Origin of the sequence: Noviherbaspirillum suwonense (assembly GCF_900182955.1) — a bacterium.
GTDB lineage: Bacteria > Pseudomonadota > Gammaproteobacteria > Burkholderiales > Burkholderiaceae_D > Noviherbaspirillum_A > Noviherbaspirillum_A suwonense.
The window spans coordinates 19,616-36,559 of sequence record NZ_FXUL01000029.1 but is presented as its reverse complement, the minus strand read 5'-3'; the positions used below and the strand labels follow the sequence as shown (position 1 = coordinate 36,559).

At 63.4% G+C, this 16,944-nt stretch carries 10 protein-coding genes; 1 reads left to right on the top strand and 9 read right to left on the bottom strand.

Features of this window, described 5'->3' with window-relative positions; all coding sequences use genetic code 11:
• Positions 1-392: 392 nt before the first annotated feature.
• The 5 genes from QOL82_RS25485 to QOL82_RS25465 are packed head-to-tail and all read right to left on the bottom strand — an operon-like array spanning position 393 to position 6,532.
• Positions 393-1,703 carry an ABC transporter substrate-binding protein gene (locus QOL82_RS25485; protein ID WP_283445132.1) on the bottom strand — a complete coding sequence of 437 codons (1,311 nt, stop codon included), beginning with the start codon at positions 1,701-1,703 and terminating at the stop codon, positions 393-395.
• Between the two features lie 51 nt (positions 1,704-1,754).
• Positions 1,755-2,813: a branched-chain amino acid ABC transporter permease gene (locus QOL82_RS25480; RefSeq protein ID WP_283445131.1), complete on the bottom strand. Its 1,059-nt coding sequence runs from the start codon at positions 2,811-2,813 to the stop codon at positions 1,755-1,757.
• 2 nt (positions 2,814-2,815) lie between these two features.
• Positions 2,816-3,712 carry a branched-chain amino acid ABC transporter permease gene (locus QOL82_RS25475; RefSeq protein ID WP_283445130.1) on the bottom strand — a complete coding sequence of 299 codons (897 nt, stop codon included), beginning with the start codon at positions 3,710-3,712 and terminating at the stop codon, positions 2,816-2,818.
• Between the two features lie 16 nt (positions 3,713-3,728).
• Positions 3,729-4,550, bottom strand: coding sequence for an ABC transporter ATP-binding protein (locus tag QOL82_RS25470; protein ID WP_283445129.1), 822 nt, complete (start codon positions 4,548-4,550; stop codon positions 3,729-3,731).
• Positions 4,547-6,532: an AMP-dependent synthetase/ligase gene (locus QOL82_RS25465; protein WP_283445128.1), complete on the bottom strand. Its 1,986-nt coding sequence runs from the start codon at positions 6,530-6,532 to the stop codon at positions 4,547-4,549. Before QOL82_RS25465 ends, QOL82_RS25470 begins: the two co-directional genes overlap by 4 nt.
• Positions 6,533-6,724: 192 nt before the next feature.
• Here QOL82_RS25465 and QOL82_RS25460 point away from each other — a divergent pair, with 192 nt between their 5' ends.
• Entirely contained in the window at positions 6,725-7,414 is a 690-nt protein-coding gene (locus tag QOL82_RS25460) for a Crp/Fnr family transcriptional regulator (protein ID WP_283445127.1), read from the top strand.
• A gap of 172 nt (positions 7,415-7,586) precedes the next feature.
• On the opposite strand, the gene QOL82_RS25455 is transcribed toward QOL82_RS25460, so the two are convergent.
• The 4 genes from QOL82_RS25455 to QOL82_RS25440 all read right to left on the bottom strand — a co-directional run bounded on the left by QOL82_RS25455 (position 7,587) and on the right by QOL82_RS25440 (position 16,938).
• Complete coding sequence (locus QOL82_RS25455; RefSeq protein WP_283445126.1) at positions 7,587-9,014, bottom strand: TolC family protein; 1,428 nt, start codon at positions 9,012-9,014, stop codon at positions 7,587-7,589.
• Positions 9,004-10,347 (bottom strand): HlyD family type I secretion periplasmic adaptor subunit, encoded by a 1,344-nt coding sequence (locus QOL82_RS25450; RefSeq protein WP_283445125.1) that lies wholly within the window; start codon positions 10,345-10,347, stop codon positions 9,004-9,006. Before QOL82_RS25450 ends, QOL82_RS25455 begins: the two co-directional genes overlap by 11 nt.
• Entirely contained in the window at positions 10,344-12,530 is a 2,187-nt protein-coding gene (locus QOL82_RS25445; protein WP_283445168.1) for a type I secretion system permease/ATPase, read from the bottom strand. The genes QOL82_RS25450 and QOL82_RS25445 overlap by 4 nt, the downstream gene beginning before the upstream one ends.
• A gap of 160 nt (positions 12,531-12,690) precedes the next feature.
• Positions 12,691-16,938, bottom strand: coding sequence for a transglycosylase SLT domain-containing protein (locus tag QOL82_RS25440; protein WP_283445124.1), 4,248 nt, complete (start codon positions 16,936-16,938; stop codon positions 12,691-12,693).
• Between the last annotated feature and the right edge of the window lie 6 nt (positions 16,939-16,944).

Here is a 16,944-nt window from a genome sequence, read left to right as displayed (position 1 = left end):
CAGCCGACCTACTTCTCTTGCTTCGCCAAGAGAAGTAGGCAAGAGAAGGCGACCCCGGAGATGCCGCCCCGCTGCGCGGGGTGCCCACGCCGCTGGCACCGAAATCGGGAAGCGTCCGAAACTCGCTTCGCTCAGACAGCGGACGCTTCTTTATCCGATTTCGGCACCAGCGACGTGGCGTCATCAACGGGGATTCACTGCAACGGCAACGACAACGGCCACTTCACAAGCAACGGCAACAGCCACTTCAACGGCAACTGCAACGGTCGCTACGCGGGGCTAAATGCAACCGCAACGGTCGCTGCGCGGAGCTAACTGCAACTGTCGCTGCGCGTAACCCGCCGCGCCGCAACCGGCTCGCCCCCGCAACCTTCCCCGCGGCAGCGCCTTTCTCAACTTGCTGCGCCCAGGCATGCTGGCTTGATGTTCTTCTCCGCCGCATACTTGGCCGAGCTTTCCTCAAGCAGCTTGCGCGTCAAAGCCTTGTCCCCAACCACCCAGTCCTTGGACACCGCCACCCATTTCTTCCCGTCCCATTGCTGCACCTTGACCGCGCCGGACCCTTCGTGGTCCTCGCACGACGTCTTCACCGGCGGGAACATGTCGAACGCTCCCAGCGCTTTCTGCCGCGCAGCATCCACATTCAGGTTCTCCAGGCCCCAGCGGACCTGCTCGCCGGTCATGGTCTTGCCTTTGCCGTACTTGGCCTGCGCATTGCGGATCGCTTCCACCGACAGGATCGCGGCGGTCACGCCGCGCATGTGGTAGACCGAGCCGATGCGGGTCTTGTCTTCGAGGTTGCCCTTGCCGCCGGCATAGACCTTGTTGCGGATCTCGTCGAGGACCGGGTAATTGCCGGGCGTGTTGAAGGTCATCGTGGTGTAGCCCTTGGCAGCGTCGCCGGCGGGCGTGGTGTCTTCTTCGGAACCGGCCCACCAGACGCCAAGGATCTTCTCGCGCGGGAAGCCGTTGCGCTGGGCGGTCTTGATGGCGACGGCGTTCATCACGCCGAAGCCCCACAGGATCACGTGGTCGGGGTTGGCCTGGCGGATCTGCAGCCATTGCGACTGCTGGTCGTTGCCGGGCGGGGCGATGGGAATCTTGACCAGTTCGAAGCCGTACTGCTTTGCCTGCTCCTCCAGCACCGGCAGCGGCTCCTTGCCGTAGGCCGAGTCATGGTAGAGATGGACGATTTTCTTGCCCTTGAGCTTGTCCATGCCGCCCGACTTCTCGCCCAGGTACTTCACCATCGCGGCAGCCTGGTTCCAGTAGCTGGTGATGAGCGGGAACACGTAGGGGAAGACCTTGCCGTTGGCGGCGTCGGAGCGGCCGTAGCCCAGCGTGGTCATCGGGATCTTGTCGGCGCCGACGCGGTCGAGGATGCCGTACGCGATGCCGGTGGACAGCGGCTCGACCAGCGACGCGCCGCCGTTCCGGGTCTTCAGGCGCTCGTAGCATTCGACGCCGCGGGAGGCGTTGTATTCGGTCTCGCATTCTTCCCAGGTCAGCTTGACGCCGTTGATGCCGCCGTTCATGTTGACCAGGTTGAAGTAGTCGATCACGCCGCCGTAGAAGCCGGTGCCGCCGGCGGCATACGGTCCGACCCGGTAGGACAGCAGCGGCACATACTGTTCCTGCGCTGCGACCGTGCCGCAGGCGCCGGCCAGCGCGGCGGCGAGCATCAGTGACTTCATGGTTCTCATCGTCTCTTCTCCTTGGTTGTTATGGTCAAACGCTTTGCAAGACAGGCATGTTCAATGCGGGAACGGCCACAGCCTCAGCTTCTCCTTGGCGATCTGCCACAGCCGGGCAAGGCCGTGCGGCTCGACGATCAGGAAGAAGATGATCAGCGCGCCGAACACCATCAGCTCCAGGTTGGACGCCACCGAGGTCGGCAGCGACAGCGCATGCGCAATCACGTTCAGCAGGATCGGCAGCAGCACGATGAAGGCCGCGCCGAGGAAGGAGCCGAGGATGGAGCCGACGCCGCCGATAATGATCATGAACAGGATGCGGAACGACAGGTCGAGGTTGTAGGCTTCCGGCTCGACCGTGCCGAGGTAGGCATACGCATACAGCGCGCCGGCGACGCCGCAGTAGAAGGAGCTGACCGCGAAGGCCAGCAGCTTGGTGCGCATCAGCCGGATGCCGATCACCTCGGCGGCGACGTCCATGTCGCGCACCGCCATCCACGAGCGGCCGACATTGGAGCGCACCATGTTCTTGGCCAGCAGCGCCATCGCGCTGACGATGGCGAGCGTCAGCAGGTATTTGCTGGCCGGCGTGATGAACTGGTAGCCGAAGATCACGATCTGCTGCGCAGTGATGACGCCGGAGCTGCTGTAGTTGGTCAGCCACGGTATCTTGGTCATGCACCAGACCACGAAGAACTGCGTCGCCAGCGTGGCCGCGGCCAGGTAGAAGCCGCGGATGCGCAGCGACGGCAGGCCGAACGCGATGCCCACCAGCGCCGCGCACAGGCCGCCCAGCACGAAGGCCAGCAGCACCGGTATGCCGGGAATGCGCAGCACGAAGTTGTAGGACGCGAATGCGCCCACCGCCATGAAGGCGGCCGAGCCCAGAGACAGCTGGCCGGCATAGCCGGTGAGGATGTTCAGGCCCAGCGCCGCCAGCGAAAAGATCAGGAAGGGGATCAGGATCGCCGAGAAGGTGTAGGGCGACGCCCACAGCGGCACCAGCACGAAGGCGACCAGGCACAGCAGCAGCATGCCGGTGCGGTCCTGGCGGATGGTGAAGATGCGGCTGTCAGCGGCATAGGAGGTCTTGAACTGTCCTGCTTCGCGGTAGTACATGGTCAGATCCTCCGGATGATGCGTTCGCCGAACAGGCCCTCGGGCCGCACCAGCAGGAACAGCAGCGCCAGCACATAGGGGAACCAGCCCTCGATGCCGCCGCCGACCATCGGGCCGATATACACCTCGGCCAGTTTCTCGGAGGCGCCGATGATGAGGCCGCCGACGATCGCGCCCGGCACCGAGGTGAAGCCGCCGAGGATCAGCACCGGCAGCGCTTTCAGCGCAATGAAGGTCAGCGAGAACTGGACGCCATTGCGCGCGCCCCACAGCATGCCGGCCACCAGCGCGACGAAGCCGGCCACGGACCAGACGATGGCCCAGATATGCTGCAGCGGTATGCCCACCGCGAGCGCCGCCTGGTGGTCGTCGGCGACCGCGCGCAGCGCCCGGCCAATCTTGGTTTTCGAGAAGAAGAAGGCCAGGCCGGCCACCAGCACGCCGCAGATGCAGGCCGCCATCACGTCGAAGCGCGAGACGACGATGTTGAAGGTGTTGAGCAGCGACTCCATCGGCACGTCCTCGATGCCCAGGTCCAGCCGCTGCACCTGAGCGCCCCACAGCATCTGGGCCAGGCCCTCGATGAAGAAGGCCAGGCCGATGGTGGCCATGAACAGCGTGATTTCCGGCTGGTTCACCAGCGGGCGCAGCACCACCCGCTCGATGGCCAGGCCCAGCAGCACCATCACCGCCATCGTGATCGGCACGGCGAACCACAGCGACAGGCCGAAGCGGTTGACGATGGACACGCAGGTCAGCGCGGCGAAGAACACCATCGCCCCCTGCGCGAAGTTGAACACGCCGGATGCCTTGTAGATCAGCACGAAGCCCAGCGCCACCAACGCATACATCACGCCCGACAGCAGGCCGCCTATCAGCACTTCAAAAAAGAAATTCATACGCTGCGCTCCGGGTTCAGTGGGCCACGCCCAGGTAGGCATTGATCACGTCCTGGCTGGAACGGACCTCGTCGGGCGTGCCGTCGGCGATCTTGCGGCCGTAGTCCAGCACCACCACGCGGTCGGAGATGTCCATCACCACGCCCATGTCATGCTCGATCAGCACGATGGTGGTGCCGAACTGGTCGTTGACGTCGAGGATGAAGCGGCACATGTCCTGCTTCTCTTCCACGTTCATGCCGGCCATCGGCTCGTCCAGCAGCAGGATCTCGGGCTGCGCGGCCAGGGCGCGCCCCAGCTCGACCCGCTTCTGCAGGCCGTAGGGCAGGCGGCCCACCGGCGTCTTGCGGATATGCTGGATCTCCAGGAAGTCGATCACCTTCTCCACCTCGCGCCGGTGCGCCATTTCCTCGCGCTGCGCCGGCCCCCAGTAGAGCGCCTGCAGCAGGAAGTTGGACTTCATCTTCAGGTTGCGGCCGGTCATGATGTTGTCCAGCACCGTCATGCCCTTGAACAGCGCGATGTTCTGGAAGGTGCGGGCAATGCCGCTCCTGGCCGCGTCATAGGTGTTCATGCCGCGCCGCGGCACGCCGCGGTAGACGATCTCGCCCTGCTGCGGATGGTAGACGCCGTTGATGACGTTGAGCATCGAGCTCTTGCCGGCGCCGTTGGGGCCGATGATGGCGCGGATCTCATGCTCGCGCACATCGAATGAAATGTCCGTCAGCGCCTTGACGCCGCCGAAGGACAGCGAGATTTTTTTCAGGTCGAGGATCACCTCGCCGGTGCGGCGCGCCGTCGCCGGCGGCACGCCGGTTTCCTGCAGGACGGCGCTCATGCCGCCTCCTTCACCGCGGGCCGGGCAGCGGGCTTCGCGGCCATGGACGGCTTGACGTCGCGTATCTTCAGATCGGCGCTGACCGTGCCCCGGCGGCCATCCTCGAAGCGGACCTGGGTCTCGATGTACTGCGATTCCCGTCCCGCATACAGCGCCTCGATCAGCACCGCGTATTTCTCCGCGATGAAGCCGCGCCGCACCTTGCGGGTGCGGGTCAGCTCGTCGTCGTCCGGATCCAGTTCCTTGTGCAGGATCAGGAAGCGGTGCACCTGCGAGTTGGCCAGCAGCGCGTCGGCGGCGAGGTCGGCGTTGACCCTGGCGACGCAGTCGGCGATCAGGTCGTAGACCGCCGGCTGCGCGGCCAGGTCGGTATAGCCGCTGTAGGCCAGGCCGCGCCGCTCTGCCCAGTTGCCGACCGCATCCATGTCGATGTTGATGAAGGCCATGCAGCGGTCGCGCTCGTTGCCGAAGGCCACCGCCTCCTTGATGAAGGGGAAGAATTTCAGCTTGTTCTCGATGTACTTGGGCGCGAACAGCGTGCCGTCCGCCATCTTGCCGACATCCTTGGCCCGGTCGATGATTTTCAGGTGGCCGCCGGTATCGAAGAAGCCGGCGTCGCCAGTATGGAAATAGCCGGCCGCGTCGATCGCCTCGGCGGTCGCGTCGGGCCGCTTCCAGTAGCCCTGCATCAGGCCGGGCGAGCGCACCAGCACCTCGCCGTTGTCGGCGATGCGCACTTCCACGCCGGGCATGGGCTTGCCCACGGTGTCGAGCCGCACGTCGCCCGAGGCCTGCATGCAGACCGTGACGCAGGTCTCGGTCATGCCGTACAGCTGCTTCAGGTTGATGCCGATGGAGCGGTAGAAGTCGAACAGGTCGGGGCCGATCGCCTCGCCGCCGGTATAGGCGGTGCGGATGCGGGACATGCCCAGCACGTTCTTCAGCGGGCCGTAGACCAGCAGCTCGCCCAGCAGGTAGGCGGCGCGGTCGGCCAGCGACACATTGCCATGGCCGTCGAGGATGCGGATGCCCACCCGGCGCGCCAGCTTCATCGCCGCGTGGAACATCCGGCGCTTGATCCAGCTGGCGTCCTCGATCCGGATCATCACCTGGGTCAGGATGTTTTCGTACACCCGCGGCGGCCCGAAATAATAGGTTGGCCCGATCTCGCGCAGGTCGGTCATCACCGTGGCCGGCGACTCCGGGCAGTTCAGGCAGAAGCCGCCGACATGGGACATCGCGAACGAGTACAGGAAGTCGCCGACCCAGGCCAGCGGCAGGTAGCACAGCACGTCGTTGTGGTCGTCGAGATGGTCGAACTCGGTCAGCACCTGGGCGGTCGCGATCATCGCCGCGTGGGTATGGCAGACGCCCTTGGGCTTGCCGGTGGTGCCGGAGGTGTAGAGGATGACGGCGACGTCGGCGGCGCTGCCCTTGTCGATTTCCCCCTGGAAGAAGTCCGGGTGGGCGCGGTCGTACTCGCGGCCGATCCGCTGCAGCTTTTCATAGGCGCACAGCTCGGGCTGCGCATAGTGGCGCATGCCGCGTTCGTCGTCGTAGACGATGTGCGACAGGCGCGGCACGGTCTGCTTGATCTCCAGCAGCTTGTCAACCTGTTCCTGGTCCTCCACCACCGTGAAGTCGATCTCGGCATTGTCCAGCACGAAGGCCATGTCGGCCGCCGGCGCGTCCTGGTACAGCGGCACCGGCACGCCGCCCAGGCACTGGGCAGCCGACATCGCCCAGTACAGGCGCGGCCTGTTGTCGCCGACGATGGCCAGATTCATTCCGCGCCTGAAACCCAGGGCGGCCAGCCCGCAGGCCAGCGCCCGCACTTCATCAGCCACCTGCGACCAGCTCGTGGTCTGCCAGATGCCGAGATCCTTCTCGCGAAAGGCCGGTTGCTGCGGCCGCAAGCGCGCATGCTGCAGCAGCAGCCGCGGAAAGGTATCCGCCGCGGCGTCCTGTCTTGTCTCCAACATGGCCATCCTTTATCGATATGGTCCGTGTGTTCGGTCTATCCGGTCCGCTGCAGCCTTGCGGACAGGGCTAGGCAGCGGATGGATGACGCCAAATTTTTTTATGGGATGATAATAGGCTCGCCCGCAGCCATCCGGCTGTCATTTAAAAGACAATTGGCCACTTTTGCCCGACTTTTGATATTGCAACGCACCATGTCCCTATCCAGCCCGTCTTTCAGAGAAATCCTTGCCTGCACCATGTGGGCACGCTCGCTGGACGCCGCCCAGATGGCGCGGGTCGAGGCGGACATGGTCGAACGCTTCGTCCCCGCCGGCGGCTACGCCTGCCGCAAGGGCGACCCGGTCGAGCACTGGATGGGCGTGACCGACGGCCTGCTGAAAATGAGCAGCGTGTCGCCGGAAGGCAAGACCGTCACCTTCACCGGCATGCTCGCCGGCGGCTGGTTCGGCGAAGGCTCGCTGCTCAACAACGAGCACCGGAAATACGACGTGGTGGCATTGCGCGACAGCCGCATCGCGCTGATGCCGCGCGCCACCTTCCAATGGCTGCTGGACAACAGCATCCCGTTCAACCGTTTCCTGCTGATGCAGCTCAATGCGCGGCTCGGCCTGTTCATCTCGCTGGTCGAATACGACCGTTCGCTGGAAACCGACGCCCGGGTGGCGCGCTGCCTGGCCGCACTGTTCAATCCTTACCTGAACCCGGCAGCCGGCCACCAGCTGCAGATTTCCCAGGAAGAAATCGGCTACCTGTGCAGCACATCGCGCCAGCGCGCCAACCAGGCCCTGCAATTGCTGGAACGGGAGGGATTGCTGCGGCTCGAGTATGGCGGGGTGACGATACTGGATGTGGATGGCTTGCGGAATTTCAGGGCGGTGTAGCGGTTCGGGCTGCGGGAGCGATAGTAGTAACAGCAACAGTAGAAATAGTAATAGCAACAGCGGAGTAAGTACTCCACCAGCGTCATCGGTGACGTTGATGCGAGCGGCAAGCTTGCGTGCTGGACCTTATTGCACCTGACAGACGGCGCCCAGTAGCGAGCGTTGTCCTCGCTCATTTCACCAGCGCCCACCTCCCCATCCTCCCCGCCACAGCCAACAGCCGCAGCCTTGCCGAACGCCAGTCCGCCAGGCAGCGCAGGCGTTCCTGCTGGGCTTCGTCGACGCTGGCCTGCGTGCCGAGCAGGTCGCGGACATCGGCGGCGTCGCGGTCGTATCGGCGCTGGACCGAGTCGCGGGCCTGTTCGGCGGCGTCGAGCAGTGTTTTGGATGCCGCCAGGTTGGCCAGCGCGGCGCTGGCGTCGGCAAGGGCCTTGGCCACGTCCATCGCGACCTGCTGTTCCAGTTCGCGCAGGTCGGCCTCTTTCCGTTCCGCCTGGGCGACAGCGCCTCGCACCTTGTAGGTATGGGAAAAGCCGTCGAACAGGGGAATGGTGAGGGTGACGCCGGCCACGGTTTCCTGCGTGTTTCGCGTCGCGCCCTGGTTGGGGCGGCCGTTGCGGTAGTGCGCGGTGTTGAAGTCCAGCCTCGGCAAGCCTTCGGCGCGGGCAGTGTCGATATTTTCCTGCGCCGAGGCCAGTTGTGCGCGCGCGGCCTGTAGCGCCGGGTGCTGTGCCTGCGTCTCGGCCAGCCAGCTGTCGAGCTCGCCGCGAACCGCGTCGTCCGGGTCGGCCAGGTCGTCCGCCAAGGTAAGCCGAGTCGTGCCCGGCATGCCCATCACAGCCACCAGCGCCGCCAGCGACTTGCGGAAAGCACCGTCGGCGCGGCTGCGCTCCAGGCTTGCCCGCGCCAGCGCCGTGGCTGCCTGCAGGGTGTCGGTGCGCGCCGCCGCGCCGCGCTGCTCGCGCCGGGACACCGTCTCCAGCAACGCGCTTGCCGTGGCTTCCTGGCGCTGCCGCGATTGCGATGCGGACTGGGCGGTCTGTGCGTCGAAATAGGACTGGACCACGGCGGCCAGCACCGCCTGCAAGCTGGCGTCGTGACTCGCCAGCGCCGCGTCCAGCAGTGCCTGCGCCGAACGGGCGGCGGCGGCGCGGCCACCGAAGTCGAACAGGCGCCAGCCCAGCGTGACCGACATCAGGTTGCTGGAGAGGGTGCTGGCGTCGGAACCAGCGCCGGACAGGCTGGTGCGGCTGTGCTGGCGGCCGGCGCTGGCGGAGACGTTCGGCAGGTAGGCCGCCTGCGCCTGGCCCAGGCCGGCCGCCTGCACGCGGATGCCGGCCCAGGCACCGGCGATTTGCGGGTTGCGGCAAAGCGCCAGGTCCACCGCCGCCGCCAGCGTCAGCGCGCCGGGCGTTTCAGCGACGGCAGCGCAGGAATGGGCCGTCGTGTCGCCGGGCAGCATGGCGCCATCGACGATGACAGGCGGCAGCGTGGACAAGGGATCGGCCAGCGGCATGAATACCCGGTCCATCAGGTCGCCGGCGCAGGCACTGCCGCTCATGCACAGCGCAAGGAACACGGCCTGGAATCTAGCGCTCATGCAGGGCCTCGTGCTGATGCTGAACCAGTGGCGAGAGCACATAGGCGATGATGCGCCGCTCGCCTGTCCGTATTTCCACGCTGGCCGACATGCCGGCCGACAGCGCCGCCGGCCTGCCGCCGACTGCTATGCTGTTCTGGCGCAAGGCCACCCTGACCGAGTAGATCAGGCCCTTTTTTTCATCCTGTATCGCGTCGCGCGAGACATGGGTCACGGTCGCGGGCACCGTGCCGTAGCGGGTGTAGTCGAAGGCGTCGATCTTGACCGCGGCGTCCTGTCCCTCGTGGACGAAGCCGACGTCCTTGTTGTCGATGAATGCCTCGACCTCGACCTGGTCCTCGCGCGGCACGACCTGCATCAGCGGCTGCGCGGCCGGCACCACGCCGCCCACCGTGTGGATTGCCAGCTGCTGCACCGTGCCGTCCACCGGCGAGAGCAGCCGCAGCAGCCGGCCGTGGTCGCTGGCCCGGCGCGCGTCCTGCGCGCTGGCGGCCGCGAGCCGGCGGCCCTCAGCCCCTGCGTCGAGCGCTTCGCGGCGCGTCTCGGCCACCAGCGCGGCACGCTGGTGGCGCGCTTCGGCAAGCTGGCCGGCGAGGTCGATGCGGGCCTGCTCCTTCTCCAGCCACGCATGCGGCGCCACGTCGTGCTGCTGCGCCAGCACCCGGTAGTCTTCGGCATGCCGCGTCGCCAGCGGCAGCGCCGCGGCATGCCGCGCGATGTTGCCGTCGATCTGCGCGAGGCGTGCGCGGAACTGGCGGTACTGGCCTTCCACTTGCAGCCGCGCCGCCTGCCATTGGGCGCCGGACGCGGCGGCGACCTTGTCGAGCAAGGGCGGCTGCATCCGCTCGATGGCGTCGAGCAGCGCCTGCGACCTTGCCGCCTGCAGCAACGCCGCCGCACGGTCGCCGTCGGCCTTGTCGCGTTCGGCGTCCTGCGCGCTGGTGTCGAGTTCCACCAGCAGCTCGCCGGCCTTCACTACCTGGCCTTCCCTGGCATGCAGGGAACGCACGACAGCGGTGTCGACCGAGGCAATGGTCTTGATGCGCGCCGATGGAATGATCTTGCCGCCGGCATTGACGATGATGTCCAGTTTCCCCAGCACCGACCACAGCAGCAGCGCGCCCACCAGCGCCATCAGCACCCGGGCCGTCCAGCGCAGGCTGGCCGATGCCGGGCTCTCCTGCAGCGCCAGCCCGGCCGGCAGGAATGCCGCTTCCTGCTGATTGAAAAAGTCGGTCCGCATCGTGCCGCGCAACGCCCAGAAATGGCGGAACACCGCACCGTAGTGCCGCGTCAGGTCGTGCATTGCCTGCAAGCGATGGCGCAGGCTCATGTCGCCGCCCTTGCCGTGCCGGCCATCGGGCGCGGCGCGCTCTGCAAGTGAAACAGGTGGCGGTAAATGCCATCGGGCAGCCGCAGCAATTCTTCGTGGCTGCCGCTCTCGGCAATCTGCCCGCGATCCATGACGACGATGCGGCTGGCGTCGCGCACCGCGGAGAGCCGGTGCGCAATGACCAGCACCGTGCGGCCCGCGCAGATCTGACGCATATTGTCCTGGATGATTTTTTCCGATTCGTAGTCCAGCGCGCTGGTCGCCTCGTCGAAGATCAAAATGCGCGGATTGGAAATCAGGGCCCGGGCAATTGCCACACGCTGGCGCTGTCCGCCCGAGAGGCCCGTGCCATGTTCTCCCACCAGCGTGTCATAGCCTTCCGGCAGCTCGCAGATGAATTCATGGGCGCCCGCCAGTTTGGCCGCGTCGATGATGCGTTCGATCGGCAGCGCCGGGTCGGCGAGCGCAATGTTGTCCCTGACGGAGCGGGAGAAGAGCGTATTTTCCTGCAGCACCACGCCGATCTGCTGCCGCAGCGACGCGCTGTCGATGACGGCAATGTCCTGCCCGTCCACCAGCACCCGGCCGCGGTCGGGCACGTAGAGCCGCTGCGCCAGCTTGGTCAGCGTGCTCTTGCCTGAACCCGAGCGGCCGACGATGCCGATCAGCTCGCCGGGCGCGATCGTCAATTGCACGCTTCGGATCACGTCGGGCGCGTCGGCACGGTAGCGAAACGAGACCTGGTCGAACTCGATGGCGCCCGCAATGCGCGGCAGCCGCGTCTTCTGCCCGCTTGCTTCGGCATGCGCATTCAGGATGTCGCCGAGGCGGCTCATGGAAATGCCGACCTGCTGAAAGTCGTTCCATAGCTGCGCCAGCCGCAGGATAGGCGAGGACACCTGGCCGGCCAGCATGTTGAAGGCGACCAGTTCGCCCACCGTCAGCTGCTGGTCGATCACCTGCAGCGCGCCCAGCCACATGATGGCGGCCGTCACCAGCTTGCTCACCAGGCTGACGCCCCCGCTTGCCACCAGCGACAGATTGGTGCACGACATCCCGGCCGAGACATAGGCGGCAAGCTGCTTGTCCCACTTCTGCTGCCAGCGCGGTTCCACCGCCATGGCCTTGACCGTGTCCATGCCGCTCAGGGTCTCGACCAGGAAGGACTGGTTCTCCGCGCTCTTGTTGAACTTGGCGTCGAGCCTGGCGCGCAGCAGCGGCGTGAAGACGAAAGATAGGCCGAGATAAAGAGGAATGGAGGCCAGCACGACCAGGGTCAGCATCGGGCTGTACCAGAGCATGACGCCGATGAAGACGAAGGAAAATGCCAGGTCCAGCACCAGCGTCATTGCATTGCCGGTCAGGAAGGCGCGGATGTTTTCAAGCTCGCGGATGCGGGCGACCGAGTCGCCCACGCGCCGTGCCTGGAAATAACTGATCGGCAAGCTCAGCAAGTGCCCGAAGAGCCGCGTGCCCAGCTCCACATCGATCTTGCTGCTGGTATTGGCAAAGACCGCGGTGCGGATAGCCGTCAACACCGCTTCGAACACGGTGGCGGCAATCAGGCCGATGCCGATGACGTTCAGGGTCTTCATTGCATGGTTGACCAGCACCTTGTCCATCACGACCTGGAAGAACATCGGCGTAACCAGCCCAATGAGCTGCAGCACCAGCGAAATGAGCAGCACCTCGCCCAGCGTCTTGCGGTACTTGATGACGGCCGGGATGAACCAGGTGAAGTCGAAGCGCGCCATCACGCCGGCGAAGCTGGCCTTGCTGGTGAAGAAAATCAGTTCCCCCGACCAGTCGGACAGGAAGCTTTCGAGGCTGATCACCTCGGCCGGCTGCCCGGGCCGCTGTATGAGTACGCGGGCCGGCGCCTGCGCCATGTCGAGCTTGCCGAGAATGCAGTAGTTGCCGGCCCGGTCCCTGCTGATTGCCGGCAGCGGCGCGCGGTCGAGGCGGTCTGGCGCCTGCAGCACGTTCTTCGCGCTCAGCCCGAGGTGCCTGGCCGCAAGCAGGATGGTTTGCGTGGTGAAGGCTTCCTGTCCGAACCGATGGCGGAGCTGGGCTGCATCGGCTGCCATGCCGTGCAGCCTGCTCATCAAAATCAGGCATTGCAGGCCGGTGTCAGGCGCCGGGCCGGCAGCGGCCTGCGGCTCCGGCGAAGAGCATGTGTCGATTGCCGTAGTCAAGGGATGCGGCCAATGGATGCAGGCTAAGAAAGCCGGTGAAGGAGGTGGATACGCTGCTTCCCGTCATTGGCAGACAGGAAGGCGGCGCATCGCAAGCAGGGTCTTGCTAAGGCATTGCCGCCCTGACCAGGGTGGCAATGCCTACGGTTCAGTGGACCACCGCCATTTGCGGCGAAGCAGCGGCAAGCGGTGAGGTGGTCCAGACGGTTTGAGCCATCGCGGGCACGGCAAAACTGGCCATGGCCTGGATCAGCCTGTCCACGTCGGTGTTCGACAAACTGAGGCCGTCCGCGGTCGCGATGCGTTCGAGCTGGCGGTCGCCACCTTGTGCATCGGGGAGATACCAGTCCTTGACGGTAATCTGGTCGATCGAGTTGACGCTGCTGGTCTGCTGGCGCGCGCCGGAACGGCTGTACCATGCCGTCGCGGCAGGGGCGATAACGTCGATCTGCAGATTGTTGCCAACCTGGCTGAACCACAGCTGGTCCTGGTTCAAGTCGGTGAACCGCAGGGAGTCGACGTTGCCGGCAAAGCCATCGCTCTCCACGATGGTGTCCGTACCGTCGCCCCTTGCAAAGACATAGGTGTCGCTGCCTGCGCCGCCGATGAGCGTGTCCCGGCCCTTGCCGCCGGCAAGCACGTTGTCGCCGCGGTTGCCAGTGATAAGGTTGTCGAGCGCATTGCCGGTGCCGTCGATATTTTCTTCCCACAGCTTGATCGGCTCGACGGTGTAGATCGCGTAGGCATTGGGCACATTGGCGTCGGCGCGGAAGTCGGCAAGCGACAGGTAGCGTGTCATGTCGCTGACCATGCCCCGGCCCGAGTCGGCGATGTAGAAGCCGTTGATGGCGCCGGTCGTTGCGTCGCAGGCGACGCCGGTGACGGTGACGACATGGTTGACGCCGCCGTTGTCAACGTAGGCGCTGTCGCCCCACAGTTTGCCGGCATTGACGCCGATGATGACGCCGCGACCGCCCTTGAGCAAGTTGGCGATGGCCTGTTCGTCGTAGCCGGTTACCCGGCCATTGCGGATGCCGTAGCTGTCGAGCAGCGCCTGCTGCCCGAGGTAGTTGGAGCCGCCGCGCTGGTAGTCGCTTACTGCGGCATCGGTGACGGCCCACTTGTGGTCGATTGCGCGTTGCACGACATCCGCCTCCGACAGCGGCTGGCTGGCTTGCGTGCCCAGGTTGGCAATCGCGGTCAACGCGCAAGTGCCCCGGTAGCCGGCGACCGCATTGCCCTGCATGTAATCGAGTTCGAAGGCCTTGGGGTAGCCATAAACCAGGATGTCGATGCCGTCTGCGATGCCTTTCTCTGCCTTGGAGAAGTCCAGCAGCATCAGGTTGTCCAGATTGGCGCCGAGGGTATGGCTGATGCTGGCGTTGACGGTGTCCGTGCCTTCACCGGCGAACTCGACAGCCCGGTCGCCGGTGTTGTCGACATAATAGGTGTCGTTGCCGGCGCCGCCTGTCATCACATCGGCTCCTGTCACGCCATCCAGGATATTGTCCTGGCCATTGCCGATGATGGTGTTGTCCAGGCTGTTGCCGGTGCCGTTAATGGTGTAGCCCTCCAGCAGCCGGAGTTCCTCTATGTTGGCGTTAAGGACAGTGTTGCAGCTGCTCCTGACCTTGTCGACGCCTTCCCCGCGTTGCTCGAGGATTACGTCGTTGACGCTGTTGACGATATAAGTGTCGTCACCCATGCCGCCTTCCATGTCGTCGGCGCCGGCGCCGCCATCGAGGTAGTCGTTGCCCAGCCCGCCCAGCAGGGTGTCGTTGCCCGCGCCGCCATACAGGAAATCGTCATCGGTTTCGCCCGCAACGAGGGACTGTTTCATCTCGTTGGAGCCGTTGAAGCCGACCAGGAGGTCGTTGCCGTCGCCGCCGTAGAGGATATCGTTGCCGATACCGCCGAACAGGCGGTCCTCGCCGGTTTCGCCATACAGCGCGTCGTTGCCCTCGTTCCCCTGCAGCTCGTCGTCCCCGTTACTGCCCCACAACTGATCGCTGCCCAGGCCGCCCAGCACGAAGTCGTTGCCGGCGCCGCCAAACAACTGGTCATTGTCGCTTTCCCATGCCGACAGCGTTTGCCGGCTGTCGTTGGACGGCGTAAAGCCTATCAATATGTCGTCGCCATCGCCGCCCCAGAGCTGGTCGTCACCTATTCCGCCGAACAGTTTGTCCGCGCCAGCATCGCCCATCAGCACGTCACTTCCAGTGGCGCCATTGAGTTCATCGTCCCCGTCACCGCCGAACAGGACATCGTCGCCATCGTTGCCCATCACCAGATCGGCGCCCGCGCCGCCATCGAGGGAATCATTGCCCACACCGCCCCACATGTCGTCGTCGCCATTGCCGCTGAACAGTACGTCGTCATCGGTTTCACCGGGGGCGAGCGTCTGCTTGGCATCGTTGGTGGGGGTGAATCCCATCAATATGTCATTTCCTTCGCCGCCGATCAGCGTGTCATTGCCTACATGACCAAAGAGCTTGTCTGCGCCGTTGCCGCCGTAGACCACATCGTTGCCGGCATTGCCCTGGAGTTCGTCGTTGCCCTCGCCGCCGACCAGCGTGTCATCGCCATCGTTGCCGTACAGTAGGTCATTGCCGAAGCCTCCGTCCATCGTATCGTTCCCGGCGTTTCCTTCCAGGGTGTCGCTACCTTCTTCACCGTAAATCCGGTCGTCACCGGCGTAGCCCAGCAGCCGGTCATTGCCGGAGCCGCCCCAGATGCTGTCGCTACGTTCGCTTCCACCAACAAAGTCGTCGCCACCGCCAGCGTGGAAGTCCTGCACGCGGCTGAGGTCAAAATACTGGCCGTTATAGGCGGCGTAATAAGCGATGTCGAAGGTGTCCGCGCCATCCGTCCCCACCATGCTGCGCTGGTCGCTGGAAATCTTGATCATGTCGGCAGACCAGTCTATCCAGGAGTCGGCGTCGATAGTGAAGCGGTTATCGGTGTTGCGCAGTAGCGTGTAATTGCTGGCTGCTGCCATTGGTGCGGAAGGCTCGAACTGACTTTTTAATGCCCCTGAAAAGAGTTTTTGCAAGACAGGGCCGTAATTCGCATTGCCTTCCGTGTAGAAGGCATAGTCGTTTGCCCGGATCCTGTCCGTGCCCGCGCCGGCGAGCGCAAGGCTCAGGTAAGTTAGTTCGCCATTGACAGTGCCATCCAAATTGGCGATGCCATCCTCATTCAGGTCACGCCATGCCCGCAAGCCAAATAACTCCACGCCGCTTAGCTTGTCATCCCCATCGGCATCCAGCGCAGCAAGCTGGCTCGCGTTGATCGCACGCCCTGCGCTGTCGAGGATGCGCAATGTTTTCGCCGAGATCGATGCGGCGCTGTCGAAAGCCGCCGACTTGCTTTCGTAAAATGCACCGATGGGGCTCAAGTCGGGAATGACGTAATCGGGAATAAAGGAATGCAGGTTGTTGGTCACCAGTTGCGTGGTCGACCAGTCGGTGTAGTCCTGCCAGAAACCGGAACCCAGTTGCCCGCCCCTGAACAGCGATTGCAACTGGCGGTCGGCGTTGAACATGCTGTTCTGGGTGTTGCCGGTGTTGATGAATCTGTCGAGCGAGCCGTCGTAATTGTTGTCGATGCCGAAGTTGAAGTTGTCCCAGGTACCGTCTGCGTTATTGTCGGTCTTCTTCACAACAAAATCTTTGTGAAGTGAGATTTTCTGCGTACTTAATAAAACGCTGCTTTCAAAATCGTAATCTTCATAAGTTAAAACTGAGACTTGATCTAAACTTTTGTATTGATATAGAACTTTGACAGTATCATTGTTTTCTGAGTAAGAATACTCAGCATCTGCAGTTGTGGAATCGTCATCGTAGCCAGTTTGGCTAATCAAATCTACGATTTTTTTGTTTTGTTTAAGGTTGATTTCGAAGTTTTTACTGTCTACTTCCAGTTGATTTTTGTATTTTTCATATTCCTCTGGATTTGAATTCCAAGCTTTATAAATTTCATATGCATTGTCTGATTTAGCGCGAATTTTTTTATCAAGATAAATTTGTATGCCGAACTTAATATTCGAATCTATATCGAACCGGTCATACTCTCCGGAATCAATGCTGTTAACTCGAGGTTTTCCATTTAATCTTTTGGTAGCATCTTTTGCCGTTGAGTCTGTGATTTGAAAGATGCCCGAGGCTGATGTGTGGTTGCCTTTTGCAGCAGCATCAGGATTAAAGCCAGATTCAATTTTTGCAAAAGCGATCAGATTCGCTATATCCCCCGTTGATAAGCCGTATTGAGTTCCATAACTAATTATTTTTGTTATAACTAATGCTTTGATTTCATTTGTTGCATCGCCTGCTTTTCTCGAAAAGCCTCCAACATGAACTGCATCTTTAGACAATGGATCATTGTAATGACTAGGCATATAGTT